Source organism: Alteromonas sp. V450 (assembly GCF_001885075.1).
In the GTDB taxonomy this organism is placed as follows: Bacteria; Pseudomonadota; Gammaproteobacteria; order Enterobacterales; family Alteromonadaceae; genus Alteromonas.
This window is the reverse complement of sequence record NZ_MODU01000004.1, coordinates 1,164,964-1,190,074: the sequence shown is the minus strand read 5'-3', so window position 1 is coordinate 1,190,074 and position 25,111 is coordinate 1,164,964. Positions and strand designations below refer to the sequence as shown.

Below are 25,111 nucleotides of genomic sequence, written 5' to 3'. Positions count from 1 at the left end.
GAGTAATTAGCCGATATCGAATCTTCAATGGAGTCACGTTTTACCTTGTGACTTAAAGAAGCAGGTTTTTGGCTAGCGGTACGAGGAACGCAAAATGATATATTTGAGAAAAGCAAACGAAAGGGGAAACGTGAATTTAGGTTGGCTAACGAGCCGACACAGCTTTTCGTTTGGACACTATTTCGACCCTAAGCATATGGGTTTTTCAGCATTACGTGTTATCAACGACGATGTGGTATCACCTGGTCGTGGTTTTGAAACCCACGGCCATAGAGATATGGAAATTGTATCGTACGTAGTAAGTGGCGCACTTAAGCATAAAGACAGTTCCGGTAATGAATACGTGGTGCCAGAAGGTGACATTCAGGTTATGAGTGCAGGGCGCGGTATAATGCACTCGGAGTTTAATGCATCCACCGAAGAAGACGTCAACTTTCTTCAAATTTGGATTGTTCCCGACAGAAAGGGTGGTGAGCCAAGCTACGCTCAAAAAACGTTTGGACGTAATGATATAAATGCACAAGCACACGGCGCATCAGATAGATTGGAATTACTGGTGAGTAATGATGGCAGAAAAGGGTCACTGGTCATAAAACAAGATGCGTCGATTAGTCGCTTGAATTTGCCTACCGACGACACTGTTGCTTTGCAAACCAATGAGCGAAGCGGATATCTACATGTGGTAAGTGGCAGCGCACTAATAACCGTGAAAAGTGAAAAAAACAGTATCGCACTTGGAAAAGGTGATGCCGTCGGTATTTTTAACAATGATGAGATTACGATACATGCACAAAGTCAGCTCATCGCTTTATGGTTCGAATTACCCGCCTAGCGTTTAATCTAAAATCGTATGACGGCTGAAAATGCAATTATTTGTTCGATAGCACTGCATCAACGCTACAAGAATTCAAAACACATGGTATGATGACTTCAGTATTATTTAGGGTGGTCGTTGCTAAAAAAGCGTAGTTCGAACACCACCTTAGATTTAAAGTAAGTTAAACTGAAGTCAGTGAGATACTAGAGTGATAAAAATAATCCTAGCAGACGATCATGATTTGGTCAGAACAGGGATACGCCGAATTCTGGAAGATGTTGACGATTTTACTATCCTCGCTGAGGCGAAAAATGGTGAAGATGCAGTTCAACTGTGCAGGAGAAATGCTCCGGATGTGGTACTCATGGACGTGAACATGCCTGGCATCGGTGGTTTAGAAGCGACACGAAAGATCGTTCGTATGTCTGAAAATACACGAGTTATTTGTGTTTCTATGCATAAGGAAAGCCCAATACCCATGCAGGTAATGGAAGCGGGGTCATACGGCTTCCTCACTAAAGACGCAGAACCACAGGAAGTTATCCTAGCAATACGAAAAGTAGCGGCGGGACAAAAATACGTAGATAGCGACGTCGCTAATAGCATCGCCATAGGAAAATTGTCGCCAACGTCAGATAATCCATTTGACGAGTTATCTAGCCGAGAGATAAATATTGCTATGCGATTGACTCAAGGGCAAAAGGTCGTTGACATTGCGCAAGAACTAAGTATCAATGCAAAAACGGTAAATACGTATAAATACCGTTTGTTTAAGAAGTTAGGTGTGCAATCTGAAGTTGAGCTTACTCACCTTGCTTATCGCCATAAGCTCATTAGCCCAAACACGTTTTAAGCGCAAGCACGCGTGAATTAAATTATTTATGTCTGCATTCGACTCAGCAGCATTTCTTAAGAATCTAACCTCTCAACCTGGCGTGTATCGCATGTACAATAGTCAGGAAGAGGTTATTTACGTAGGAAAAGCCAAAAACCTTAAAAAGCGTGTATCGAGTTATTTTCGAACTAATCTTGATAACGCAAAAACCCGTTCGTTGGTCAGTCAGATTGCGAACATGGACGTCACTGTTGTAAACAGCGAGACTGAAGCGTTCTTGCTTGAAAACAATTTTATTAAAAAATACAAACCGCGCTACAACGTGGTAATGCGTGATGACAAATCCTATCCATTTATTTTCCTGTCCGATCACGAACATCCACGTCTTTCTTTCCATCGCGGTCCGCAAAAGAAAAAGGGTGAATATTTTGGCCCATACCCTAGCGCATGGTCGGTGCGGGAAAGCTTGCGCTCCATGCAGCGGATATTCCCAGTGCGCCAGTGCGAAGACAGCTATTACCGCGCGCGCAGTAGACCTTGCCTTCAATACCAGATGCAGCGCTGCAGTGCGCCCTGTGTTGAAGGCTACGTAAGCGATGAGGAATATAAAGAACAGGTCAACTTTGCGCGATTATTTCTAAAAGGTAAAAACCAGCAAGTCATTGGCGGGCTGGTGGAAAAAATGGAAAAAGCCAGCGAGGCACTAAATTTTGAAGCTGCCGCTCGTTACCGCGACCAAATAAATGCATTACGTAAAGTGCAAGAGCGACAGTGGGTTGCCGGAACACAAGATGAAATGGATGTCTTTGGTTTTGCGTTCAAAGGCAATATGGCCTGTATTCAGGTAATGTTTATTCGAGAAGGTCAGCTGTTAGGTAGTAAAGCGTACTTTCCTAAAGTACCTAACACTGCCGACGAGCAAGAAGTGTTCGAGTCATTCTTTCTACAGTTCTATTTAGCCGGAAACAAAGTGATTCCTAAGCAAATAGTGCTAAGCAACGCGTTAAGTGATGAAGAGGCTATTGCCGCCGTGCTCGGTAGTGAAGCAGGGCATAAGGTCCACTTTTTCAAAGGAGCGAGGGAAGAAAAGCGCAAATATTTACAGCTTGCACAGTCAAATGCGCAAACTGCGCTAGATGCTCAATATAGCCAGCAAAAGTCTGTGTTTGCTCGTTACCTGGACTTAGAAGCGGCACTGGAAGTTGATACACCCATTCAACGCATGGAATGTTTTGATATTTCTCACACGTCTGGGCAGCAAACCGTGGCGTCTTGTGTGGTCTTCAATCGTGAAGGGCCACATAAAAGCGATTACCGTCGCTATAACATTGAAGGCATTACCCCAGGTGATGACTATGCGGCTATGGCGCAGGCGTTAAAACGGCGCTATAAGTCAGTGAAAGAAGTACAAAAGATACCCGATCTTTTATTAATAGATGGCGGTAAAGGCCAGCTTGCCCAAGCAGAAGCATTTTTTGAAGATTGGCCCCATGATAAAAAGCCGATGTTATTGGGGGTAGCTAAAGGCACTACCCGTAAGCCGGGTTTAGAAACGTTAATATTAGCGGGTAGTCATCAAGTACTACCGATGGATAGTCATTCGCCAGGCCTACACCTTATCCAGCATATTCGCGATGAATCGCACCGGTTCGCTATAACCGGGCACCGCAACCGCCGCCAGAAAGTGAAAACCACCTCTAGTTTAGAAAGCATACCTGGTATTGGTGCTAAGCGTAGACAAACGTTGCTTAAATTCATGGGGGGATTACAGGGTCTTAAAAAGGCCAGCAAGGATGAAATTGCAAGCGTACCTGGTATCAGCCCAGAATTGGCGGATACAATTTACGACCACCTTCATCAATAAATAAACGAGTTACAAGCAATGCATTGCAAATTAGGGTAATGTGTTACAAAAATGAAAGATGCAGAGCTTGCAAGCTGCGCGCTAAAACGCCCATAGAGGCATAACACCGAGACGTACTTTTTATGTGGACTATTCCAAACTGTATTACTTTGTTCCGAGTAATCCTTATTCCTGTATTCGTAGTTGTTTATTTTCTTGATTGGCGTTGGGCACATGAGGCGGGCGCATTTATTTTTTGGCTAGCGGCTATTACCGACTGGTTTGATGGTTATTTAGCAAGGAAACTACAGCAATCTACCCCTTTCGGTGCGTTCTTAGATCCTGTAGCAGATAAACTTATTGTAGGTGCTGCTCTTCTCATGATTACTCATAGCTATGCGAGCCTTTGGATAACTTTGCCATCTATAGCTCTTTTGGTTCGCGAAATTTATGTCTCAGCGCTTCGTGAATGGATGGGATCGAACGGGGTGAGGGACGCTGTTAAGGTATCATTTATAGGCAAAGCAAAAACAACGGCACAAATGTTAGCCTTAATTGGGCTATTGTCAGGGTTAGAAACCTTTATGGGTATAACTATTTACTGGGTTTCTTTGGGGTATATCCTTTTATATTTCTCTGCGGTGCTGTCTATATGGTCAATGTTTGTTTATACAAAAGCGGCGTGGCCACACCTTCGAGGTGGCGCGGCAAAGTAGAATTGATCGCGGTTTAATCAAAGTGAATAAAAAAATAGCAAACGATCATAAAAAACCGCATTTATCTCAATTTAAACACTTTTTTGTGTTGACAGTTTTGAATGGGTAGGTAGAATGCACCCCACATTTCGAGAGGACATCAACCAAACGAAATGCTCGATTAAGACGTGCGGGAATAGCTCAGTTGGTAGAGCACGACCTTGCCAAGGTCGGGGTCGCGAGTTCGAATCTCGTTTCCCGCTCCAATCTCTTAGAGATAAGTTTTAATCACGCGCCAGACGCATCTGGCGGAATGGCAGAATGGCTATGCAGCGGATTGCAAATCCGTCTATCTCGGTTCGACTCCGGGTTCCGCCTCCAAACGCTGCAACGCAGCATCAGGTTCTACGCCTGACACCTTTGCTGAAAAGCAACCCGATGCCCGGGTGGTGAAATTGGTAGACACAAGGGATTTAAAATCCCTCGCTGGTAACAGCGTGCCGGTTCAAGTCCGGCCCCGGGCACCATTTACTTTTATTCAAAGTTTCTACCCCATAAAAGGGGATCAGCATTCACCTTACACGATTGATAACGCCATGCCATCCGGTAACCGGCATTAGCACACTGGGTCTTCACTCTTATTCGATAATTATCAACGTTTATAAAACCATACGCTTTTCTGATATCATTTCCATTTTGTTGTGGAAGCGCATTTATACTTATTCTCTACTGTGATTTAAACACAGCGAAAATTCATTTAAGAATATTGTCAAACGTTTAGCTCTAAACCATCAAGGTTATTATATTCATATTTTTATATGCTTTTTCTGGAGTGTAATAAATGATTCGTGTGAAGTGGCTACGCAAAGTGACACGTCAAGCGATGAAAGTTTTCAATATTGTGTAGTGTTTTTACTCTAAATTTACCTATCTAATTTTATTCTTAGTGCTCGATTAAAAATATTATGGAGCACAATTATGAAGGTAGCCCGGAATCGTTTGACGTCTTATCGTAATCGAAACCTCTCGTTAATTTTGGTGGGGGCGTTTTGTATGTCTGCATCGGCATCTGATTTGAATTTTCTTCAAATTCACGGGATGCAAGCAACATATGGCGATATACCCGGTTTTGATTTGCGCGGAGCAGAAGTGCGTGGCGGCTTTGGATGGAAAAATGTATTTACTGAGTTTCGTTTTCGTAAATTAGATGATACGTCAGGAGATCGAAAGCTTGAAGATGAACGATGGAATATCAGTCTTGGGTACTCATACAAGCTATCAACAAACCTTAGAGCGGATATTCGCGCAAACTACGGCTCGATAGAGTTGGAGGGAAGTAGCCCAACAGAATACTTTATTTCTAAGCCGAAGTACGAGGGAATTAGCGGTTTTATCCATTATGACTATTCAGACAAGTTAAACTTGTATGGTGGGCTTGAATGGCAGAACCTTCCCAACAACGCCGATCAAAAAGCCTACCACCTAGGCGCAATGTACGAATTTGATTGGATGTTGGTAGGTGCAGAATATACAAAATATTCTGATACAGATGCCATCAGTCTATTTGTACGTTACGAATATTAGGCGTGTACCCAAAAGAGGCCAGATAGGTTCTGGTCTTCATTCACATAACAAAGCCATAATCTGCAATAAGTGCGATGACGGTACGGCAAAGCGATTTAAAATTGTTCAGGCTTTTTGCCTACAAAAATGACAGGGAATGAAAAGGAATTGGTTTGAAATATTGGTTTTTAATCATCACATGTGTTTGGTGTGCAGCAGCTGTCGCTCGTGAAGAAGGAGTTAATAGCGCAGTGCTCCTGTCTCTATTGACCACAATAGAAGAAAAATATGTGTTAACTGACCATACTTCCCAAATAAAACAGGCGTTACTCGATTATCAAAATAGCGAAGCGTTCTATGCAATTAAAACGCCGAACGACTTAGCCTCTCAATTAACTCGAGAGCTAAACACGTTTGATAAACATTTTACGGTTCAATTTGTTTCAGACACAAACCAAAGCGCCCCTCAACAGGAAAGCTGGTTTAAACGGCTAAATAGAAACAACTCAGGCTTCAATAAAGTAGAAGTGCTAGAAGGTAACATTGGCTATATCGACTTTTGGGGTTTTGCTTCGTTGACCGAGGCGTCAAAAGCAACGGTAAGCAGTGCCTTAACGTTTTTATCAAATACCGATGCGCTAATTCTTGACCTAAGAAATAATGGGGGAGGAAGTGCGGAGATGGTTCAGTATCTGAGCAGTCATTTCTTTGCAAAAAAAACACACCTAAATAGCTTTTACACTAGGCAGACAGATAGTACGTCGGAGTTCTGGACATTTGAAAATGTTGAAACGGTTTTTCCGGCGCCGTTCTCTGTCTATATTCTCATCAGTAACAATACTTTTTCTGCAGCAGAGGAATTTGCATATAACTTTAAACACTTAGGGCGTGCAACGCTTGTCGGGCAACCGAGCAAAGGAGGAGCGAATCCGTGGCAATGGTTTGATATTGAACATGGATATAGGGCGGGAATACCTGTTGCAATGGCAATAAACCCAATTACAGAAACAAACTGGGAGGGAGTTGGCGTTATTCCTCACGTAAGTGTTAATTCAGAAAACGCGCTTAATAAAGCCTATTTTATGGCATTACAGAACATTAGAAATAACGTGAACAACGAATTTCAGCGTAATGAAATAAAAAGGAAGCTAGCCGAATTAATGAAAGAAGAGTCATCACTTTTTCCTACTTTCTCTTTATAAAAACGGACTCTTATATCACTGCGCATTAATAACAGCCCCTTTGAGCAATATCTGTACGTTGATACTGAGTGTCGCTATTATTTACAATTTAATACGCCTTGGCGTAGATTATTGTGCGCTTGTAGTGCCAATATATCCATAGTGTAGGTAATTTAGATTTTTGCTTCATACGAAGAGCACTGCGTTAGTGTTAATCTATTCAAACGAAAATGCCAATCGTTAGGTTAGGGACATTGCTTTTTTCACAACCTAGAAACAGCTCACAAACATATGCTTTTGTAAATACAGGCATAGCATCGCTTGTTTGTGCGTTGTGCTTTGTTGTTGGCTTTATAATGATTTTTTGGATTGAACCAGGAATACATCTTAATCCAACACAACGACTTCAGTTTATTCTGTCCCACGGTCGGTTCTTTCAAGCGTGGTACTTTGTTATTTTTGTAATCTTTGGCAGTAGCCTGCTGGTGTTAATTAATGGCCTTGAACAATGGACGAAGCGTGAAGAAACCTTAACCTTTCACTTTGCTACACTAGTGGGCTTCATTTGGGCCTCCTATACATTTAGCTGTGGTTTGATTGCAATTTTTACCATCGAATACTTACTTTCTTTACCCGCTCATCAACAGTCTTCAGTGTGGTATGTCATTTATGCCATTCAAATGGGGATGGGGGACGGTATTGAATGGATTGGGGGAGTATGGCTTTGTATCATCACTTTTCAGATGCACAGAAGCCAGAAAGGGCCTAGAAAGCTGCATTATTTTGGTTTCCTTGTAGGAGGGATTGGTTGTCTTACGATTATTCCAAGACTTCAAGATGCAGGGGTTGTGTTTGGTTTATTGCAAATTATCTGGTTCTTTTGGATTGCCTTGATAATGACAACGCTGCCAAAACCACCACACGTTATTCAAATGAAGACAGAGTAACGCGATAATAATCACGGTCATACTCAATAGTTAGGTGCCATCCCATGACCTGTGCAACACGTTTTACTAAATATTGACCATGTCCAATACCTTGGTATACCGAAGACTTATGCTTATCCAATGGGTTTTCGAACACGATACTTTGGTCGCGCTGGTACACTTTCATGTTTTTCCCATCACCATGATAAAAGCCGTTATTGAGCAGATTTTGGCAAAGTAGACTAATCAAATTAGCATTGCCGTAAACCTGTATATCTGCTGATACATGTAATTCAACATCGAATACTTGCTCGGGGTGTATGTGGTGAATAGCAAGGGCAACGCGCTCCAAAATTGGCAACAAGGGAGTGCGTTCAAAAATTAGGTTTTCTTTTCTTGCTAGCGCCAGCAAAACTTCTATCGTAGATTGTAATGTTGAGGTTGATTGTTCAATGAGTTGCCGTTCTTCCGCTTTAAGGCGAGTAGACTGATTCAGCTCTAAGGTATTTCTGATAAGGGCTACAGGAGTCCTCAATTCGTGGCTAACGTCACTGGCAAAATCGTGTTCTCTTTTCCAAGAACGTTGCAGTTCCCCATAGGTTTCTTCGAATGCATTTGCTAACTGACCTATCTCATCTAAACGACTGGCCTCATACATTACGCAATCAACGTCACGGCGCTGTTGCGATACTGCATGTGTGAGACTTCGAATGGGGTGAGATAATTTTGAAGCGATGAACCACGTACTTAATACAGAAAGAATAATAACAGCGATGAAAATGCTAAAAAGGAATACATGAAACACCGAATAAAAAGCAGACAAAGGGGTTGTGTTTTCTAAGTTGACCAACAACCAGGCATCGTCATTATTAGGTATCTTCGAAGCGTATCCTACTGCGTTATTAATCGACAATTTATACAGTGATTCGTCGTGAACTGATGCTGTCAGAGATTCCTGTGAAAAGAGAAATTTGCTGTCCACAATAACAACCTGCTGATGTATGAAGTGTTCAGCCTGGTTGTTTGTTACGAGTGATGGATTGAGGTGGGTAAGCTCTCTATTGACTACGTAACCGCCCACAATATCCTGCGTAACATCGACAAACAAAAACGTTAATCGTGAATAAAAAAGACTGATAACCAGAACAAGGCCACCAAATCCAAAGAATAATTGAGCGCGAATACCGCTAATTTTTTTCATCAAGCCCTACAATACGATAGCCAATATTACTGATAGTTTGAAGTTCTGGCGGCTTATCACCTTGCTCCAACGCTTTGCGCAAGTTGTACAAGTGTGCTTTTAACGAATTAGTTTCTGGTGGGTCATTTCCCCACACTTCGTTAATCAGATCGCTTCTTGCCACAGGGTAAGGGTATGCTTTGGCAAGCTGCTGTAAAATTTTAAAACCGGTTTTAGTGATATGTAGCGGTGTGTTTGCCCAAGTAACAGTAAAGGCTCGAGTATCAAGTGTAAGAAGCCCTTTCGTTATTGTGGTCTCCGTGTGCAATTGATGGCGCCTACCGAGTGCCTCACATCGCATTGCTAATTCTCTCAAATCACAGGGTTTAGTCAGGTAGTCATCAGTACCGCACATGAATCCTTTTGCTTTGTCATTGAAAGCGTCTCGTGCGGTCAGCATTAAAATAGGTGTAATGCGGGTCTGCTGCTGCTTAATTCTTTCACACACTTCAAGTCCATCAATATCAGGTAAATTTAAATCTAGAATAATGACATCGAAGCGATGGCTTAAAGCAAGCAACAGACCCTGCTCACCGGTCTCAGCATAATCAACAAGCCAGCCTTTACTTTCCAATAACTGACAGATCTGTTTAGCCAAAGCTAAATTGTCTTCAATCAATAAAATGGAAAGCGAGTTGCGTTTCATACTGACCCTTTTTTGCAAGTTAGTTGATAATAATTGAACGGTATAGGGGTATTTGTCAAAGGCTCTGTTTGGCAAAACTAAAGTCTTGCCAATATCTGTTGAACAAGTAGCGCTGTTTTATCATCACACTCGTCATATCCATGACAGTTAGAAAAAAGTGTGACTGTTGTATCACGCTCTACAAGGTATATGTTACGCGTCTCATAACCCACTTCTGCGCCGCCATGGTGGTAAGCAAGTTGCCCATTTATTGAATCAACGAACAAACCTAAACCAAAATTAAATCCGTAAGAGGTTTCAACTACACTCGATTCACCGAGTAATAGTTTGCGTATATCATCCGTTACCACAGAATCATCAGTGATTATTTCGCGTAATAAATGGCTAAGGTCGCTTGCTGTACTAACTAATGGCGCGTCTGCTACACCCACACTTTCATAAAATGGTTTGGTGTTTTCCATCTCACCATCTTCCCTTATGTAGCCTGAAATTGCTGTACCGAGGCTGTTCTCAATTCCGCTGTAATAAGTGTTGTTGAGTCCAAGCGGTATTAAAACGCGATTTCTAAGAGCTGTTGAGTGGTGTTCACCTAACACTTGATCAAGTATTAGTCCCACAAGAAGATATCCTGAGTTCGAATACTTTACACCTGTGCCAGGCGCGAAATAAGCAGGTTTATCGTAGATGAATGCAAGCGCGTCAATGTCGGTTTTAAGTTCGCCAACCGTTTCGATTGCATAGTCAAACCACTCACCAGCTGTGTCTGAGTCAAGGTAATCGTGTACGCCCGCGGTGTGATTTAGTAGCTGGCGAATGGTGATTAGATCGCTGTGCGCTATCCTGCTTAAGATCTCACTGGGGAGGTATTGCGAAATAGGGTCGTCAAGATCCAACATCTGATCTTCATGTAACATAGCTACGAGTAAAGCAGTTGCTTTTTTACCCGCACTTCCTACTGGCATCTGGTGATCCGGCTGCATAGGCGAAAAACTGTCTATATCGGATACTCCTGCAACGCCAGTGAAATCAATATCTGGTCCTTCTACATGTAAAATCAACCCTGGAACATCATTGCCAACGGTTGAATCCAGCAGCGTTTGTAGGCTTTCCGACAATGTTAGAGGTGTAGTTACTGGCGTTTCAGCATCGTTATTTGAACCGCAGCCTCCAAGCACACCTAAACTTAGTGAGAATAGCCCAGTTATTGCTAATGTTTTAACTTTCATTACCTGTCTCGCTTCTTTGATTGAAAGGGTAGAGCTTTACGTTACAAGAAGGTGGGTAAACGAAGGGTAAAAAAAAACGATAAAACAGCTACGTACAAAGATTTTGACATCTACGTTTCTACATAGCCATATTGAACTCAAGGGTTTTGTATATTCAGTAATATTGAGGGCTCGTATGAATAAAACTTTTCACCAAGCTATGTGGAGAACCTCAGATATGGTAAATTTCCCTACATTATTATTGCACTGAAAGCACTGCCTTTGAATTCTGTAATGTCACTTCGTTTAGACGAGTTATCTCGTGCTGAGCGTCCATTCCACGCGCGTGGGAGTAAAGTAATTCGCTGCGACGCGTGTCTGCTTCCAACGCAAAACTGTATTTGTGAATTTAAGCCTGAGGCTGGCACCGATGTGGCGGTCTTGTTCTTGATGTACAAAGGCGAATATTATAAACCTACTAATACTGGCCGTTTAATTGCGGACGTGGTTAAAGATAACCACGCATTTTTGTGGAAGCGCACCGAGCCAGAAGAGGCGCTATTGGCGTTATTGCGTAACGAGAAATATTTTCCTATTGTGGTATTTCCACACGAGTATGCTGACACTGAACGTTGTATTGATACGCCACCATTGAATACAGGAAAAACGTTACTATTTATTTTCTTGGATGGAACGTGGCGTGAAGCAAAAAAAATGTTCGTGAAGAGCCCTTACTTGCATGACTTTCCTGTGTTAGGCGTGAGCATGGATGTCGCTTCAGATTACTTACTACGCGAATCTACCCATGATTTTCAACACTGTACTGCTGAAGTTGGTATCAGTGTACTAGCACTTGCAAATCAAAAGCAGGGAGCACAAACATTAGCACATTACTTCAGCGTTTTTAGACGAGAGTACTTAAAGGGGAAGCCGCATTTGAAACACAAGCTTGCCTTTGCCGAGTCTCAGGTTAAAAGTAACGTCTAAAAAGTGTCACTTTTATTTGCGAAAGTATTGTTTTACATCCACTATTTTATATTAACAAACCACGGAGAAAGCGAATGGCATCAGTTACTTTTCAAGGTAATACGGTTACGACAAAAGGTCAGCTTCCTGAAGTAGGCTCATCTGCACCAGACTTTACATTAGTGAAAGCAGATTTGGGTGAAGTAACATTGTCTGAACTTGCTGGTAAAAATGTTGTATTGAATATTTTCCCTTCAATCGACACGGGCACGTGCGCAATGTCAGTGCGTAAATTCAACGAAGAAGCGGCAAAATTGGATAACACTACAGTTATCTGTGTATCGGCAGACCTTCCGTTTGCAGCGGGTCGCTTCTGTGGTGCTGAAGGTATTGAAAATGTACTTACAGGCTCGACTTTCCGTTCAAGCTTTGGTGATGACTATGGCGTGACGTTCGAGTCAGCGCCGCTGACTGGGCTGCTGTCTCGTTCAGTAGTGGTTATCAATGCCGAAGGTAAAGTGGTTTATACAGAGCAAGTTGCAGAAACAACAGAAGAGCCGAACTACGACGCCGCTATTGCTTCGCTCGGGTAGGTAACCCATCAGTATCGTTTAGCTAATTTAATAGCAAACGTATTGAATGTGTTTTGCTTTTGTAGCGGTTGGTTTTTATCGAGATAGTGCGAGGCACTCGTAAATTGGGTGCCTTTCTAGGAGGATGTCATGGAATCGGTTTTGCTCTCAGCTGGTGAATTAGCCAATGCAATGCAACAAAAGCCGTTAACGCTTGTACGAGCGTTAATGGACGACCCCGTTTCAAAAACACTGGATACACGTAGTGCAATGGTGTTGCCTGCATCAGTTGATTTTGATTTAGATAACGAGGGAAGCGACCATACCACAAGGCTTCCTCACAGCATGCCAACTGCACAACAGCTTTCCCTATATCTTGGAAGCCAAGGTATTACGGCAAACACGCCGATTGTGGTTTATGACACACGTGGAATGTATTCTGCGCCGAGAGTGTGGTGGATGCTAAAAGCACTGGGCCATCAAGACGTGCAAATATTAGATGGCGGGCAACCCGCGTGGGAAAAAGCAGGATTACCGGTTGCTGAGCAGCAGCAATACGGGAAGTTGGTTTATCAAGCTACTCCACGGCCAGGTTGGTTTGCAAATTCCAGTGCCGTTCTTCAGGCAATTAATACCGAGGCACAATTACTCGATGCGCGCAGCACACCGCGTTTTAAAGGCGAAGTGTCAGAACCTCGTGAAGGCGTGCGTTCTGGTCACATGCCAGGCGCGTTTAACGTACCTTTTGACACCTTACTCAAAGGCGGGCGTTTTTTACCCGTTGACCAACTTTCTGTTGTTTTTGATCGCGCTAATATCGATTTACGCAAACCCATTATTTGTACGTGTGGTTCTGGTGTTACCGCTTGTGTCATCGGTGTCGCAGCGCGCATGTGCGGTGCTACACAGGTTTCAGTGTATGATGGATCTTGGTCAGAGTGGGGCGCAGATACGCAATACCCTGTGGTAAAAGATGTGTAGTACAACGATAGAGAAAAAACAGCAGAATGTCAGCGAATCAAGCCTTACCTAACATTGTTATCCTTACCGGCGCAGGCATTTCAGCCGAGTCTGGCTTAAAAACATTTCGCGATAATGACGGCCTTTGGGAAAATCATCGCGTAGAAGAGGTGGCCACCCCAGAGGCTTTCGAGCAAAACCCGAGTTTAGTTTATCGCTTTTACAACGCTCGACGTGCGCAGTTACAGCAAGACGACGTGAATCCTAATGCAGCGCATGAGGCACTTGCGAGACTTGAGAAGGCGTTCGGTAGCAATGTAATGCTGGTTACACAAAACGTGGATGATTTACACGAGCGAGGTGGCAGCCAGTCTGTTTATCATATGCATGGTAAACTGTTATCAGCCCGATGCGCTATAAGCCAACAGACTTTCGATTGGCGAGATAGTTTTGATCACACCACTAAATGTCCGTGTTGTAGCAGAGTAACCTTACGACCGGATATCGTGTGGTTCGGTGAAATGCCCATGTACATGGAAGAGATTTACAATGCGCTTTCGAAGGCTGATGTGTTTATTGCTATTGGCACATCAGGTAATGTCTATCCTGCCGCGGGTTTTGTTCAGATCGCTAAAGAAAGTGGCGCACACACTATAGAGGCAAATTTGGAGCCGGGCGTAACTAATGCATTGTTCGATGAATCGCTAACAGGCCCTGCTTCTCACATCGTCCCACAATGGGTTGATCAATTAATATCAAAGTACGCGCTGTAGGAGGCGCATATCATGCAGTATATGAATGAGTTTCTTACCATTGCGTTGGTGCACCTAGTGGCTGTTGCTAGCCCAGGGCCAGATTTCGCGGTGGTTGTTCGAAACAGCGTAGCCTATGGCAGACGTATCGCCATGTACACCAGTATCGGGATTGGCTTAGCTATATTACTGCATGTGGCTTACTCGTTAGTGGGGCTTAGTGTGGTTATTGCAACTACTCCATGGTTATTCAGCACGTTTAGCTATGCCGCCGCAGCTTATTTGCTTTACCTTGCGTTTGGTGCGCTTAGAAGCGGGCCTGTAAAGCAGGACCAGGCAGTTAACGCTGAAAAGAAAACATCCCACATATCGGCAAAGCGCGCAGTTTGGATGGGCTTTCTAACAAATGGACTTAACCCAAAAGCAACGCTGTTTTTCCTCTCGTTGTTTACTGCAATTATTAGTATTGATACCCCATTTGTAGTGAAACTTGGCTACGGTATCTATTTAGCCATAGCTACTGGACTGTGGTTCTGTTTTCTTTCATACCTTTTGAGCACCAGTAAAGTAGCTGAGCTTATTGGTAAAAAAGGGTATTGGTTAGACCGTGCGATGGGTGTGCTACTCGTCGGTTTAGCTGCGAAATTAGTGCTAGGTTAACGTTTGTTTACCTTACAAACAGGCATTTGTTTTTGTGAATTGGTATAATCCCGCCGATTTTTCAAAAAGATAAGAGAGTTGTGTGAAAGACGTAAACCAAGACCGCCTGAATAATACGTTGTCTAAACAGTATCAATTTGATACCAAAGGTCTATTGCGCCGCGCTGCCGGTTTAACAAAGGCAAACTTTTCATCATTGCTGCAGGGAAGTGTTGTTCTATTTTTGACGTTTGTCGTGTTGGGTGTATTTGCTCAGCAGTACATCACAATAAATGACGATGGGACCTACGTATTCGAGCATCAGTCCATTATTGAGATTGTAGCAATATGTGTCGTGGCCCCCCTGCTAACCGGGTTGTATATGATGGGGGTTTTCGTAGCACGTGGTACAAAAACATCAGTATTTACCGTTTTTCAGTTTTTTCCTCTTATTTTCTTATTGGCTTTAACCCAATTGGTAAATAGCATTCTTGTGCAGTTGGGTATGATGCTGCTTATTATTCCCGGTGTATATTTTTATTTGGCGTCTTCATTTTCTCTAATGTTGGTGGCAGACAGGAAGCTTACGCCAATCAGTGCGATTATTCTCTCGTGTCGTGTGTTTAATGCTTACTGGGCTCAAATTGCCAGTGTTTTTGGTGTATTTTTCTTATTGTTTGCGACAGCACCGCTCACCTTTGGTTTTTCACTTATTTGGGTGTTACCTTTTTATTTTAGTATGATGGGTTTGCTCTATCAGGAACTGATTGGGGAACAGGGTGAAAGCACGGAGGCATCTGAAAACGGTGTGAATGAGTCTAGCTTCGATGCATAAACGTGAAACTTTTAAAATCGTCCTTATAACGCTGGGCGTTTTAGCTGTAATTGTAATTAACGCCATTATTTTCACAAAGGACGAACCAGATGTTTTGGACATACCACAAACGGTAGAAGCCAAAAAGGCGGTTCCCAATTTTTCAGCTTATACGAATGTAAAAGAAAAGAAAGAAGCGTTTTTCAATTATCTACGCCCAGAAGTGGAGAAGCAAAATGCGTATCTTCTTACGCTAAGGCATTACGTACAAACGTTGTATCGCAAAGCGCTAGCCAACGAGTCACTTTCAGATGAAGATATGACAAGGCTTAATTGGCTAGAACAAGAGTATCGTGTTAAGCCAACACAGCCGTTAAAAACAAAACTTCTCGCGTTGCTGCAAAAGATTGATATTTTACCCGTAGAGCTTGTGCTTGTGCAGGCTGCTAATGAGTCGGCGTGGGGCACCAGTCGTTTTGCAAAAAAAGGCTATAACTTTTTTGGCTTGTGGTGTTTCTCTAGAGGGTGCGGTTTTGTACCAAACCGTCGAAACGAGGGGGCGTCTCACGAAGTCGCTAAATTTGATAGTTTATCTCAAGCAACGTATACCTACATGCGAAATTTAAATCGCCATGACGCTTATGCTGATTTAAGAGAGATACGCAGCCGACTTCGAGCAAACCAGATACCAATTACTGGTGTAGCGCTTGCTGAGGGGCTAATGAACTATTCCGAGCGGGGAGCCGCTTATGTTGAAGAGCTACAAACTATGATCCTATTTAACGAGGAGTTTTTATCCGAATGATACGCGCTGCTTTAATTTGTGCCTCATCGCTGTTTATTGCTGTAAGCAGTTTTTCTGTGGCTAGTGAAACAATCGATGTAGAATACAGCCGTTTTTACAGCCATGTGAAAAAACTAGATAACGAAGATACCCAAGCGCTTCAGTTTGCATTTGGTTTTGTCCGTGTGGGTGAGGGTCGTTTGTGCGAGGTTAATGAGGCGTTAATTGTGACAGATAAAAAAACAATGCCCCTTGAGGTAAGCGGCGAAGGACGCTTCACTGTACCCACAGAGAAGGCTCTGAAGCTCGCTAATGCACTGGTGCGTATCGATTTAAATGAGCGTGCAAATGTATGTGATATGTCGGTGCAGCTAGAGACCAAACCGGAATATCTAAAGCAGTATTATACAAAAGACGAACTTACTTTCTTGTATGACCAGTACGAAGCTTTTTTTAATGAGATGGGAAGCTTTTTATCTTTTATGATGCCATCTGTAAAAGGCTTAATGCTTCAATTTGATGACAAGGAATTAGACTTCATCACGCCTCAGGGAGTACATATCAATAATGGCGTGTTGCACTTAGAACAAGATTGGATAGATAACGCAAGAGGTTTAACGCTGCCAAAGGCGCCACTGCGCGTAACCGCAATGGCTTCAAGTTAATTACGTACCATTGGTTTAGGTATCAGGTGAGCAACTGATACCTAATTTGCTCGGCCACACGGGCGATGGTTTCTTCACCCTTTGCGCAGAGCTCTTCTGCCCTGTGGAATTCCATAATACCCACGTCAGTAAGTTGCGGTTCAATAAGAATGTCAGGCGGATCGCCGGCAAGGCGAGAGCGTGTAACGCGAGCTTGTAGTATTTCAAGTGAGCTGCTCATTACGCTCATGATCCCAGGTGGGTTTCGCTTGCTCACTTTAGCTGGAACCTCAGTGAATTCTTCTTCTACTTTTTCTATCACTTCAGAAGCAATACCTTCTTCAGTTTTAACATCGTTAGTATCAGACAAAACTTCCTCTTTTTCGTCTGTCTTCTCAAGTGCTTTTTCTTCCTTGCTATCAGGCGAAAACCATTGGCGCAACACGTTCTGGCTTTTAGTAAAAAAGTCCTCGGTTTTGCGTTGGTTTTCTTCGTGGTCTTGCCTTAATTTTTCAAGCCGAAGTGGTCGGAAATCTGCATTCAAGTTTACTGCAATGACAAAGTCCGCCCCTAGCTGACGACACAAGTTAACCGGAACGGGATTAACAACAGCGCCGTCTACTAGCCAACGATCGCCGTGTGCTACGGGCGCGAAGAGCGCGGGAATTGCACAAGATGCTTGAATGGTATCGCCAATAGGACCTGAGTTAAATACCACTTCACGGCCGGTATACAAATCGGTAGCTACCGACGCAAATGGCTTCAGCATGTCTTCGTAGGAGGGAGCGCAAAACTCGCTGGCAAGCTTGTCAAAAACTTTTTGTCCACTGGCAATGCCGCCGCGCCTAAGTCCTACGCCCATAAGCGCCAGTACTTGCCAGTCGCTTAGCGAACAAGCCCACTCTTTAAGATCTTCTAGTTTACCGCTTGCATAGGCCGCGCCAACATAAGCACCAATAGAACAGCCGGCGACCACGTCAATTTTAACGCCAAGTTTCTCTAATGCTTCAATGATACCAATATGGGTCCAGCCCCGTGCAGCACCGGCTCCTAACGCAAGTCCTATTTTCATCTACTTCGGTTCCATTATGTTTACAACATCAATAGTATTATCTTCATCACTATGGTCTTTTACACCAAGCGCTGCATGCTTTTCTGTGGTAAAAGATGGCTCATCAAAACCAATATCACCATCTTCGACAGGGCCATCTTGCGTGGTAATTGCCTTAAAGTCATACAGGTTACTGTCAACTAAATGCGACGGCGCTACGTTTTGAAGCGCGCGGAACATCGACTCTATACGACCAGGAAAACGTCGATTCCAGTCTTGAAGCATTGCTTTAATGTTTTGACGTTGTAAGTTTTCCTGCGAGCCACAAAGGTTACAAGGAATAATTGGAAACTCAGCAGCTTGTGAATATTTCTCGATATCTTTTTCAGTACAGTATGCCAACGGACGAATGACAATGTGCTCTCCGTTATCGCTGACAAGCTTAGGCGGCATAGACTTCAACTTTCCACCATGAAACATATTTAGGAAAAACGTCTCGAGCATGTCGTCGCGGTGATGTCCCAATGCGATTTTTGTTGCGCCCAGTTCTTTTGCGGTACGATACAAGATACCACGGCGTAAACGAGAGCAAAGCGAACAGGTTGTCTTTCCTTCTGGAATCTTATCTTTAACGATAGAGTAGGTGTCTTCTTCTACAATTTTGTATTCAACGCCAATGCTATCTAAATATTCAGGCAAAATATGCTCTGGGAAGCCAGGTTGTTTTTGATCAAGATTAACCGCAACAATATCAAAGTGAATAGGCGCAATCTTCTTTAAAAACATAAGTATATCTAGCATTGTGTAACTATCTTTTCCGCCAGACAAACACACCATAACTTTGTCGTTGTTTTCAATCATGCCGAAATCGCCAATAGCTTTACCCACGTTGCGGCGAAGTCGTTTTTGAAGTTTGTTGAAGTTGTACTTTTGCTTACTTTGCGCAGCGTTTAACGGCGACGCGTCAGCACTGTTTGTGCCTACACTCATAATTAACTAGCTTGGTTTGTGATAAAGCCAACAGTATACATTAAAGCGCTATTTCTCGACTACGCTTGTGGCGTTAAAATTGTAAAGCGGCTGCCACTGAAAGGCGCTTTATTTTCTGCTTATAAATGATGTTGGCAAAAACATTCAAAGGCTAAATCGATAGCGGAGAGACGAAGCCATCGGGCTTAATGGCAAGTACATCACAATTGAGTTCATCAATAACATGTTCGGCTGTATTGCCAATAAGCGCCGCAGAAAGACCAACGCGTCCAACGGTGCCGATAACTACAAGTTCGGCATCTAATGTTTTAGCAACCTGCGGAATGACTTTTTCCGGAAGGCCTTCTTCTACAACGCATTTATTCTCAGGAATGCCGTACTTTAGCGCATGACTGCGCATTTCCTTTAAATGGTGGTTTTTCACTGCATCATGATAAGTATCGGGGTCAAACTCAGGCACTTCAATGGCGATGTTAAGTGGGGTTGAAGGAAAACTATTTACTAAGTTTACATTTCCTTTTAATAGTGACGCATAGTCGTTAGCGATGTGAGTAAGTTTATCGTTGAGAGCTGCGTGCTCGTCATCTTCGCTACCCACGTTTACAGCGGCAATGATTTCACCATTTTCCGGCCAGTCGTGCTCTTTCACCAGCAGCACTGGGCGAGGGCATTTGCGCATTAAATGCCAGTCTGTAGGTGTAAAAATTACAGAAGCAAGGTCATCATGGTTTTTGGTGGCTTTTACTACCAGATCTATATGATGCTTAAGAGCATAATAGATGATTGACTCATACGCGCGATTATTCCATTCAACAACAATGTTAGTTTCATCAAAACCTTGTTCTTTTAGGTGGGATGCCAGCCATTTTGCATGTTCATTCGTGACAGCCTGCCGCATGGACTCGCGTTCGTCGGGGCTTAACATCGTTGTCATATCGTAAGACAAATCGTATACCACCATCATGGCGGTAACCTGTGCACCGGTTTTCGATGCAAGTTCAAAGGCGCGACTTAGTGCTGGTTGGTTATCGCGCTCGGCATCAACAACAGCTAGAATTCGTTTACACTCAATCATAACGTCCCCCTAACGGTGAAGTTCGGTAGCGACTGACAACGTTGCACTGTTTTAAATGTCGCTTTTATTAACTATAAACGACATTAAGAAAAACGTAAGTTGTTTTAGAACAAGAATTTCACAACGTGAAATATGTGTACCTGGCAACGTAAATAAAATAGTGCGTGAGGGAGAGAAAGTTAAAATAATGAACTGGCGTGTGGGGTACAAGCGCGCGTGGCGCGCTGCATATTAACGTAAGGAGTGATTATCCACAGACTACGCTAGGACCATTGAGCGCTTCTAACTTGTTATTTAGCCTGTCAAAATCCAAAATCGAGATGAGTTTGCCATCCACCTTGATGATGCCATCCTTCTGGAAGCGGCTTAAGAGGCGACTTATAGTCTCAATGGTCAACCCTAAATAGTTTCCTATTTCATTACGCGTCATGGTCAAATGAAACTCTCTGTGTGAGAAGCCACGTTCCTCAAATCGCTGAGACAAATGTGAAATAAAATACAGTAAACGCTCTTCTGCAGTTCGCTTGTTTAGAAGCATGATCATGTCGTGATCTTGTTTTATTTCCGCGCTCATGAAACTCAAAATTTGATGGCGAAGTTTTGGAAATTGTACCGACATTTCATCGAGGGTTTCATAGGGAAGTTCACACACCATGGCCGTCTCCAGTGCAGACGTGTAGCTTTGATGTTTATTTTCCCGCAGTGCATCAAAGCCGATGATATCGCCAGGGAAATGAAAACCAGTAATTTGCTCTTCGCCTTCGTTATTTGTAACGAATGACTTAAACGAACCCGTTCTGACAGCGAACAGCGAATGGAATTTGTCGCCAGTATGTATAAGTGTATCACCTTTATGAAGCGGTTTTTTACGCTCAATAATATCGTCAAGAGATTCAATTTCTGTTTTATTCAGCGCCACGGGTAAACACAAGTGACTAAAACTACAGTTTTGACAGTGAATAGAAAATTGGCTTCCTTTGCTCATAATGCACGCTCTCTAAAAGAATACCTCATAATAATACACCCATTTTTAAACGATTGCGCCATGAATAAGATAAGCGGCATATATGGCCATTATTGCTGCAATAATCTGTCTAAAATGATTGTGCTGAAAACTACGCACGATATATTGGCTACCGGCGCTTGCGGCAAGCAACGTAGGTAGTGTACCCAAACCGAAGAAAAACATAATAGCTGCGCCTTCTAGCGCATTACCTGCCGCAAGTGACCAAGTAAGTGTTGAATATACTAAGCCACAAGGTAGCCAACCCCAGATAAACCCATAAGGTATGGCGCTAAAAGGGGTTTTGAACGGCAAAAAACGTTTAGAGAACGGCTGGACTTTGGAGAATAAACCTTTGCCAGCGTTTTCTAACACTGATAATCCTGTCCACCATTTGCCTAAATAGCAGGCTAGTAGCAACAGCATCACGCCGCTGAGTAAAGAGAGGGCGTAGTTTGCTAAGGGGATAAAGTCTGCTGCTATTTTTCCTAGTGTTCCGGTCATCGCGCCAGCGATGGTATAACTCACTATACGCCCCATGTTGTAGGCAAGCGTATAGGGGAGTGCACTTGCATCTTTTGGGGAGACCATTCTCAGTGCGGCAACAATTCCCCCACACATACCCACACAGTGAACGCCACCTGCCAAGCCAATAAGAAAGGCCGAGAAGTAATTAATCCCGTCCATGCGGCGCTTTGTGCTTGTTTGACTTGTTGTCTTGAAGTTGCTTACGCTCTTCTGCTAGTTTTTTCTCTTCTGGCGAGAGGTCGTCATCAAATAGTATGCTGTAGCCTTGACGATCAAGGTCTTCGAACTGGTTGGTTTTCACCGCCCAGAAAAATATCACGATAGCAACAGCAACGATAATGATGGCGATTGGAATTAGTACGTAAATAATACTCATGTTATTTGCTCAATAATCGTGTTGAGTTTGTAACAACGATAATACTGCTCAACGACATACCTACAACCGCCATCCATGGAGAAAGTAACCCAGAGACTGCGAAAGGTAAGATAAGAACATTGTAACCTACCGACCAACCAATGTTTTGACGTATTTTTTGTTTCACTTGATGTGCGGTTTGTATAAGTTCCGGCACAGAAAGCAATTGATCGCCAAGCAATATTACATCGGCAGCAGTTTTAGCCACATCTGTTGCGTTGCCTACAGCTATTGCTACATCTGCACTGGCTAAAACAGGTGCGTCATTGATACCGTCACCCATCATCATTACTTTTGCACCGGTTTGCTGCAAAGTTTTAACCGCTTGGTATTTTTGCTCTGGTGTAAGCCCACCTATAGCTGTTGAAATTGGCAAGGTTTTGGTGAGCACATCAACGTTTTGTTGTGTATCTCCGCTTAAAACAGCCAATTCATGGTTTGTTTTTAACAAATTGAGGGTTTCTTTTGTATCGACACGCAGTGAATCTCGTACCTCAAATGCTGCCATAATACGCCCTTCAACGGTAAGAAAAACGTTAGCTGTGGGATATTGTTCAATAGACGTTATGTAGATGTCGCTCACGCTAAAGGCAGCTGATCCCATGGAGAACATGGTATCGTTAATTTCGCCGCTGATCCCCCCGCCAGGTGTTACGGAAAAATTTGTTACTTTGTGTAATTCGTTTTTGGCGCGTTGGTCACATCCATTGTCACCATTAAACGCCTTGGCGATAGGGTGCTCTGAACGGGATTCTAGCGCACATGCAATTGACAAGGCTTTGTCACTATCAACGCCATCAGCGTACCACGCGTTTGTAATGGTGAACTTGCCTTGAGTTAACGTACCGGTTTTGTCTAGTGCGATGGTGTCAATATCAGTAATTTGTTCAAGTGCATCAGCACGTTTAAGCAAAATACCTTGTCTATTTAATTTGGCCATAGCACAAGTGAGTGCCGATGGGGTTGCTAACCCTAATGCACAAGGACAGGTAGCCACTAGCACAGATATGGTGATCCAAAATGCCTCGTCGCTCCCCTGATATGCCCAAAAGCTATAGGTTAAGGCAGAAATCAGCAATACAGCGGTAACAAAGTATCGAGAAAAATTATCCGCTATCTGCGCCGCTTTGGGCTTACTCGCCATCGCACTTGCTTGTAACCTTACTATTTGATTTACCAGTGCATTTTTAAGGGTTTGCGTAACTGTAATGGTCAGGCTGCCGTCTTGACATACAGTACCACCATATACAGTACTATTGTTTGACTTGCGTACTGGATTAAATTCACCAGTAAGCATTGATTCGTCAACCGCTGCGTTTCCCTCGATTACTATGCCATCAATGGGAATGGTTTCGCCAGGCTTAACCAAAACCACATCGTCTACTTTTAGCTGCTTTGCTAAGCACTCAGTCATGCTCCCATCCTGCAGTAACTTAGTAGCGGAGACGGGTACATATTGCATCATATTGGCTGAAATTTGCGCCGCTCTGTGTCTGCTGCGGTGCTCTAAGAAGCGACTAAGCAGAAGCAAAAAGATGAACATACAAATAGATTCGAAATACACCTCGCCTTGCTCTAAAACGGTAGAGCGAATACCCGCAAAAAAGGTACCAAATATGGCGAGCGTAACCGGCACATCCATATTTACTGTTCTTGCGCTAAGCGCTTTGGCTGCGCCAACATAAAAGATGCTGCCGGAATACAGTACTACCGGTGTGGTTAGTGTAAGGGCAACCCAATAAAAGTATTGTCGGGTTTCTAACTCTATGGCGCCAAACCAATCAAAATAAAGGCCCGTCATCAGCATCATCACTTGCATGGTCATAATGCCTGCAAGGCCAAGCTTCTTTAGAAATGTTTTTTGTTCACGCTTATAACTGGCTTCGTGTTCGTCGGGGTGAAATGGAGACCCAACATAACCAATGCGCTTAAGTGTTGAGAGTATTTGGCTAAGTTTAATATCGTGCGGTAACCATGTGACAAGTGCCCGGCGCTCTTGAACGTTCACCGCGACTTGCTTTATTCCATCTACTTTCGACAACTGCTTTTCGATAAGCCAGCCGCACGCAGCACAAGTAATACCTTCGAGGGTTAATTGGATTTGTTTGTGTTGACCTTCTTCAAAAACAAACTCTTCTTGAAGAGAAGGGTCGTCATAGACTTTAAGTTTATCGAGGGTTTCTAAAATACTATCGTCAGATTTTTGCGCCGGTTCGGTTCTAAACTGATAGTAATCTTCAAGACCGTTACTAACGATCGCTTCAGCCACGGCTTGGCAGCCAGGGCAACACATGTCTCGTTGTTGCCCTAATATAACAGTAGTAAATTTCCCTTCGTCGGAACTTGCTACAGGCAGTCCGCAGTGGTAACAGTCGTGCATCGCCATTATGGGTTGAATTTCATTTTGCCAGAGTGGGGCAGATAAACCGTGTTTTGGATTTTCCAGCTATCATCAATTGGCGTCAGCGATATGCGCCATTTACCGTCAAGGTTTTCTTCGACAAAGCCGCGATAAATGCCGTTGGCGTCACGACTTAATAAAACGCTGACATCGCGCTCTTCTAGCGTTACATGATAGAAGCTTAATTTTACCGCGTTCCCATCTTGTGGAACACCTGAATGAAACTGCAGCGCAATGCTACCGTCGTCAATGGTTAAATCGGTGGTGATATTCATGCGGCGGGCTATGGCTTCTTTGTCCAGACGGGCATTAATTGCTTTTCCTTCCTTGTAGTAGTCGTCTACCACTAGGCTATCTTCAGTACTAATAGCAAGGTTTAACAACACGCCACCCATGATGAGGGTAATGATAGGAACAGCAATTAAAAACCAGGGCCAGAACTCTTTATACCAGGGTCTATTCATCGAAATATTTTCTCGTATTTACTTCACTAACAACATATTTATTTTCACTGCTAAAACTTCTTGTTAAGCCGAGCAATAATGATAAATATAGCGTTGGCAAGA

At 43.3% G+C, this 25,111-nt stretch carries 26 protein-coding genes and 3 tRNA genes; 18 read left to right on the top strand and 11 right to left on the bottom strand.

Annotation, left to right across the window (positions count from 1 at the left end; genetic code table 11):
• The first annotated feature begins 94 nt into the window (after positions 1–94).
• The 10 genes from BK026_RS05190 (at position 95) to BK026_RS05145 (ending at position 7,881) form a co-directional block, all read left to right on the top strand.
• On the top strand, positions 95–832 hold the full coding sequence (locus tag BK026_RS05190; RefSeq protein ID WP_071814871.1) for a pirin family protein: 738 nt from the start codon (positions 95–97) through the stop codon (positions 830–832).
• A gap of 193 nt (positions 833–1,025) precedes the next feature.
• Positions 1,026–1,670 (top strand): UvrY/SirA/GacA family response regulator transcription factor, encoded by a 645-nt coding sequence (gene uvrY / locus BK026_RS05185; RefSeq protein ID WP_071814870.1) that lies wholly within the window; start codon positions 1,026–1,028, stop codon positions 1,668–1,670.
• Positions 1,671–1,698: 28 nt separating this feature from the next.
• The gene (gene uvrC, locus BK026_RS05180; RefSeq protein WP_071814869.1) at positions 1,699–3,516 is read left to right on the top strand and encodes an excinuclease ABC subunit UvrC; all 1,818 of its coding nucleotides are present in this window, start codon (positions 1,699–1,701) and stop codon (positions 3,514–3,516) included.
• Between the two features lie 122 nt (positions 3,517–3,638).
• The gene (pgsA, locus tag BK026_RS05175; RefSeq protein WP_071814868.1) at positions 3,639–4,211 is read left to right on the top strand and encodes a CDP-diacylglycerol--glycerol-3-phosphate 3-phosphatidyltransferase; all 573 of its coding nucleotides are present in this window, start codon (positions 3,639–3,641) and stop codon (positions 4,209–4,211) included.
• 169 nt (positions 4,212–4,380) lie between these two features.
• Positions 4,381–4,456 (top strand) — tRNA-Gly (locus tag BK026_RS05170).
• A gap of 41 nt (positions 4,457–4,497) precedes the next feature.
• Positions 4,498–4,571 (top strand) — tRNA-Cys (locus BK026_RS05165).
• 59 nt (positions 4,572–4,630) lie between these two features.
• Positions 4,631–4,717 (top strand) — tRNA-Leu (locus BK026_RS05160).
• A gap of 451 nt (positions 4,718–5,168) precedes the next feature.
• Positions 5,169–5,774 carry a hypothetical protein gene (locus BK026_RS05155; RefSeq protein WP_143142087.1) on the top strand — a complete coding sequence of 202 codons (606 nt, stop codon included), beginning with the start codon at positions 5,169–5,171 and terminating at the stop codon, positions 5,772–5,774.
• A gap of 152 nt (positions 5,775–5,926) precedes the next feature.
• Positions 5,927–6,955, top strand: coding sequence for a S41 family peptidase (locus BK026_RS05150; protein WP_177247882.1), 1,029 nt, complete (start codon positions 5,927–5,929; stop codon positions 6,953–6,955).
• 335 nt (positions 6,956–7,290) lie between these two features.
• The gene (locus BK026_RS05145; RefSeq protein ID WP_143142086.1) at positions 7,291–7,881 is read left to right on the top strand and encodes a hypothetical protein; all 591 of its coding nucleotides are present in this window, start codon (positions 7,291–7,293) and stop codon (positions 7,879–7,881) included.
• Here the strand turns inward: BK026_RS05145 and BK026_RS05140 are convergent.
• From BK026_RS05140 to BK026_RS05130, 3 genes are all read right to left on the bottom strand, one after another.
• Complete coding sequence (locus BK026_RS05140; protein WP_071814864.1) at positions 7,859–9,061, bottom strand: HAMP domain-containing sensor histidine kinase; 1,203 nt, start codon at positions 9,059–9,061, stop codon at positions 7,859–7,861. The genes BK026_RS05145 and BK026_RS05140 overlap by 23 nt on opposite strands.
• A complete protein-coding gene (locus tag BK026_RS05135; RefSeq protein WP_071814863.1) occupies positions 9,048–9,746 on the bottom strand; it encodes a response regulator transcription factor in 699 nt (232 codons plus the stop codon). Before BK026_RS05135 ends, BK026_RS05140 begins: the two co-directional genes overlap by 14 nt.
• 77 nt (positions 9,747–9,823) lie before the next feature.
• Positions 9,824–10,972 carry a serine hydrolase gene (locus tag BK026_RS05130; RefSeq protein ID WP_071814862.1) on the bottom strand — a complete coding sequence of 383 codons (1,149 nt, stop codon included), beginning with the start codon at positions 10,970–10,972 and terminating at the stop codon, positions 9,824–9,826.
• A 273-nt stretch (positions 10,973–11,245) separates the two neighbouring features.
• Here BK026_RS05130 and BK026_RS05125 point away from each other — a divergent pair, with 273 nt between their 5' ends.
• The 8 genes from BK026_RS05125 to BK026_RS05090 all read left to right on the top strand — a co-directional run bounded on the left by BK026_RS05125 (position 11,246) and on the right by BK026_RS05090 (position 17,103).
• Positions 11,246–11,938: a tRNA-uridine aminocarboxypropyltransferase gene (locus BK026_RS05125; protein ID WP_071817503.1), complete on the top strand. Its 693-nt coding sequence runs from the start codon at positions 11,246–11,248 to the stop codon at positions 11,936–11,938.
• Between the two features lie 74 nt (positions 11,939–12,012).
• The gene (tpx, locus tag BK026_RS05120; RefSeq protein ID WP_071814861.1) at positions 12,013–12,510 is read left to right on the top strand and encodes a thiol peroxidase; all 498 of its coding nucleotides are present in this window, start codon (positions 12,013–12,015) and stop codon (positions 12,508–12,510) included.
• A gap of 129 nt (positions 12,511–12,639) precedes the next feature.
• The gene (locus BK026_RS05115) at positions 12,640–13,470 is read left to right on the top strand and encodes a sulfurtransferase (protein ID WP_071814860.1); all 831 of its coding nucleotides are present in this window, start codon (positions 12,640–12,642) and stop codon (positions 13,468–13,470) included.
• A gap of 26 nt (positions 13,471–13,496) precedes the next feature.
• The gene (gene cobB, locus BK026_RS05110; protein WP_071814859.1) at positions 13,497–14,222 is read left to right on the top strand and encodes a Sir2 family NAD+-dependent deacetylase; all 726 of its coding nucleotides are present in this window, start codon (positions 13,497–13,499) and stop codon (positions 14,220–14,222) included.
• 12 nt (positions 14,223–14,234) lie between these two features.
• Complete coding sequence (locus tag BK026_RS05105) at positions 14,235–14,861, top strand: LysE family translocator (protein WP_071814858.1); 627 nt, start codon at positions 14,235–14,237, stop codon at positions 14,859–14,861.
• An 82-nt stretch (positions 14,862–14,943) separates the two neighbouring features.
• Positions 14,944–15,675, top strand: a complete 732-nt coding sequence (locus tag BK026_RS05100) for a stress protein (RefSeq protein ID WP_071814857.1) — start codon at positions 14,944–14,946, stop codon at positions 15,673–15,675.
• A complete protein-coding gene (locus BK026_RS05095) occupies positions 15,668–16,459 on the top strand; it encodes a glucosaminidase domain-containing protein (protein ID WP_071814856.1) in 792 nt (263 codons plus the stop codon). The genes BK026_RS05100 and BK026_RS05095 overlap by 8 nt, the downstream gene beginning before the upstream one ends.
• The gene (locus tag BK026_RS05090; protein WP_071814855.1) at positions 16,456–17,103 is read left to right on the top strand and encodes a DUF2987 domain-containing protein; all 648 of its coding nucleotides are present in this window, start codon (positions 16,456–16,458) and stop codon (positions 17,101–17,103) included. The genes BK026_RS05095 and BK026_RS05090 overlap by 4 nt, the downstream gene beginning before the upstream one ends.
• A gap of 22 nt (positions 17,104–17,125) precedes the next feature.
• Here BK026_RS05090 and BK026_RS05085 read toward each other — a convergent pair whose 3' ends face one another.
• The 8 genes from BK026_RS05085 to BK026_RS05045 all read right to left on the bottom strand — a co-directional run bounded on the left by BK026_RS05085 (position 17,126) and on the right by BK026_RS05045 (position 25,009).
• Entirely contained in the window at positions 17,126–18,154 is a 1,029-nt protein-coding gene (locus BK026_RS05085; RefSeq protein ID WP_071814854.1) for a patatin-like phospholipase family protein, read from the bottom strand.
• Positions 18,155–19,123 carry a tRNA 2-thiocytidine(32) synthetase TtcA gene (ttcA, locus tag BK026_RS05080; protein ID WP_071814853.1) on the bottom strand — a complete coding sequence of 323 codons (969 nt, stop codon included), beginning with the start codon at positions 19,121–19,123 and terminating at the stop codon, positions 18,155–18,157.
• Positions 19,124–19,274: 151 nt separating this feature from the next.
• The gene (gene uspE, locus BK026_RS05075; protein WP_071814852.1) at positions 19,275–20,198 is read right to left on the bottom strand and encodes a universal stress protein UspE; all 924 of its coding nucleotides are present in this window, start codon (positions 20,196–20,198) and stop codon (positions 19,275–19,277) included.
• A gap of 247 nt (positions 20,199–20,445) precedes the next feature.
• The gene (gene fnr, locus BK026_RS05065) at positions 20,446–21,183 is read right to left on the bottom strand and encodes a fumarate/nitrate reduction transcriptional regulator Fnr (RefSeq protein WP_071814850.1); all 738 of its coding nucleotides are present in this window, start codon (positions 21,181–21,183) and stop codon (positions 20,446–20,448) included.
• A gap of 45 nt (positions 21,184–21,228) precedes the next feature.
• Positions 21,229–21,888, bottom strand: a complete 660-nt coding sequence (locus BK026_RS05060; protein WP_071814849.1) for a sulfite exporter TauE/SafE family protein — start codon at positions 21,886–21,888, stop codon at positions 21,229–21,231.
• A complete protein-coding gene (gene ccoS / locus BK026_RS05055; RefSeq protein WP_071814848.1) occupies positions 21,875–22,105 on the bottom strand; it encodes a cbb3-type cytochrome oxidase assembly protein CcoS in 231 nt (76 codons plus the stop codon). The genes BK026_RS05060 and ccoS overlap by 14 nt, the downstream gene beginning before the upstream one ends.
• Position 22,106: 1 nt before the next feature.
• Positions 22,107–24,530, bottom strand: coding sequence for a heavy metal translocating P-type ATPase (locus BK026_RS05050; RefSeq protein WP_071814847.1), 2,424 nt, complete (start codon positions 24,528–24,530; stop codon positions 22,107–22,109).
• Positions 24,530–25,009 (bottom strand): FixH family protein, encoded by a 480-nt coding sequence (locus tag BK026_RS05045; protein ID WP_071814846.1) that lies wholly within the window; start codon positions 25,007–25,009, stop codon positions 24,530–24,532. The genes BK026_RS05050 and BK026_RS05045 overlap by 1 nt, the downstream gene beginning before the upstream one ends.
• Positions 25,010–25,111: the final 102 nt, after the last annotated feature.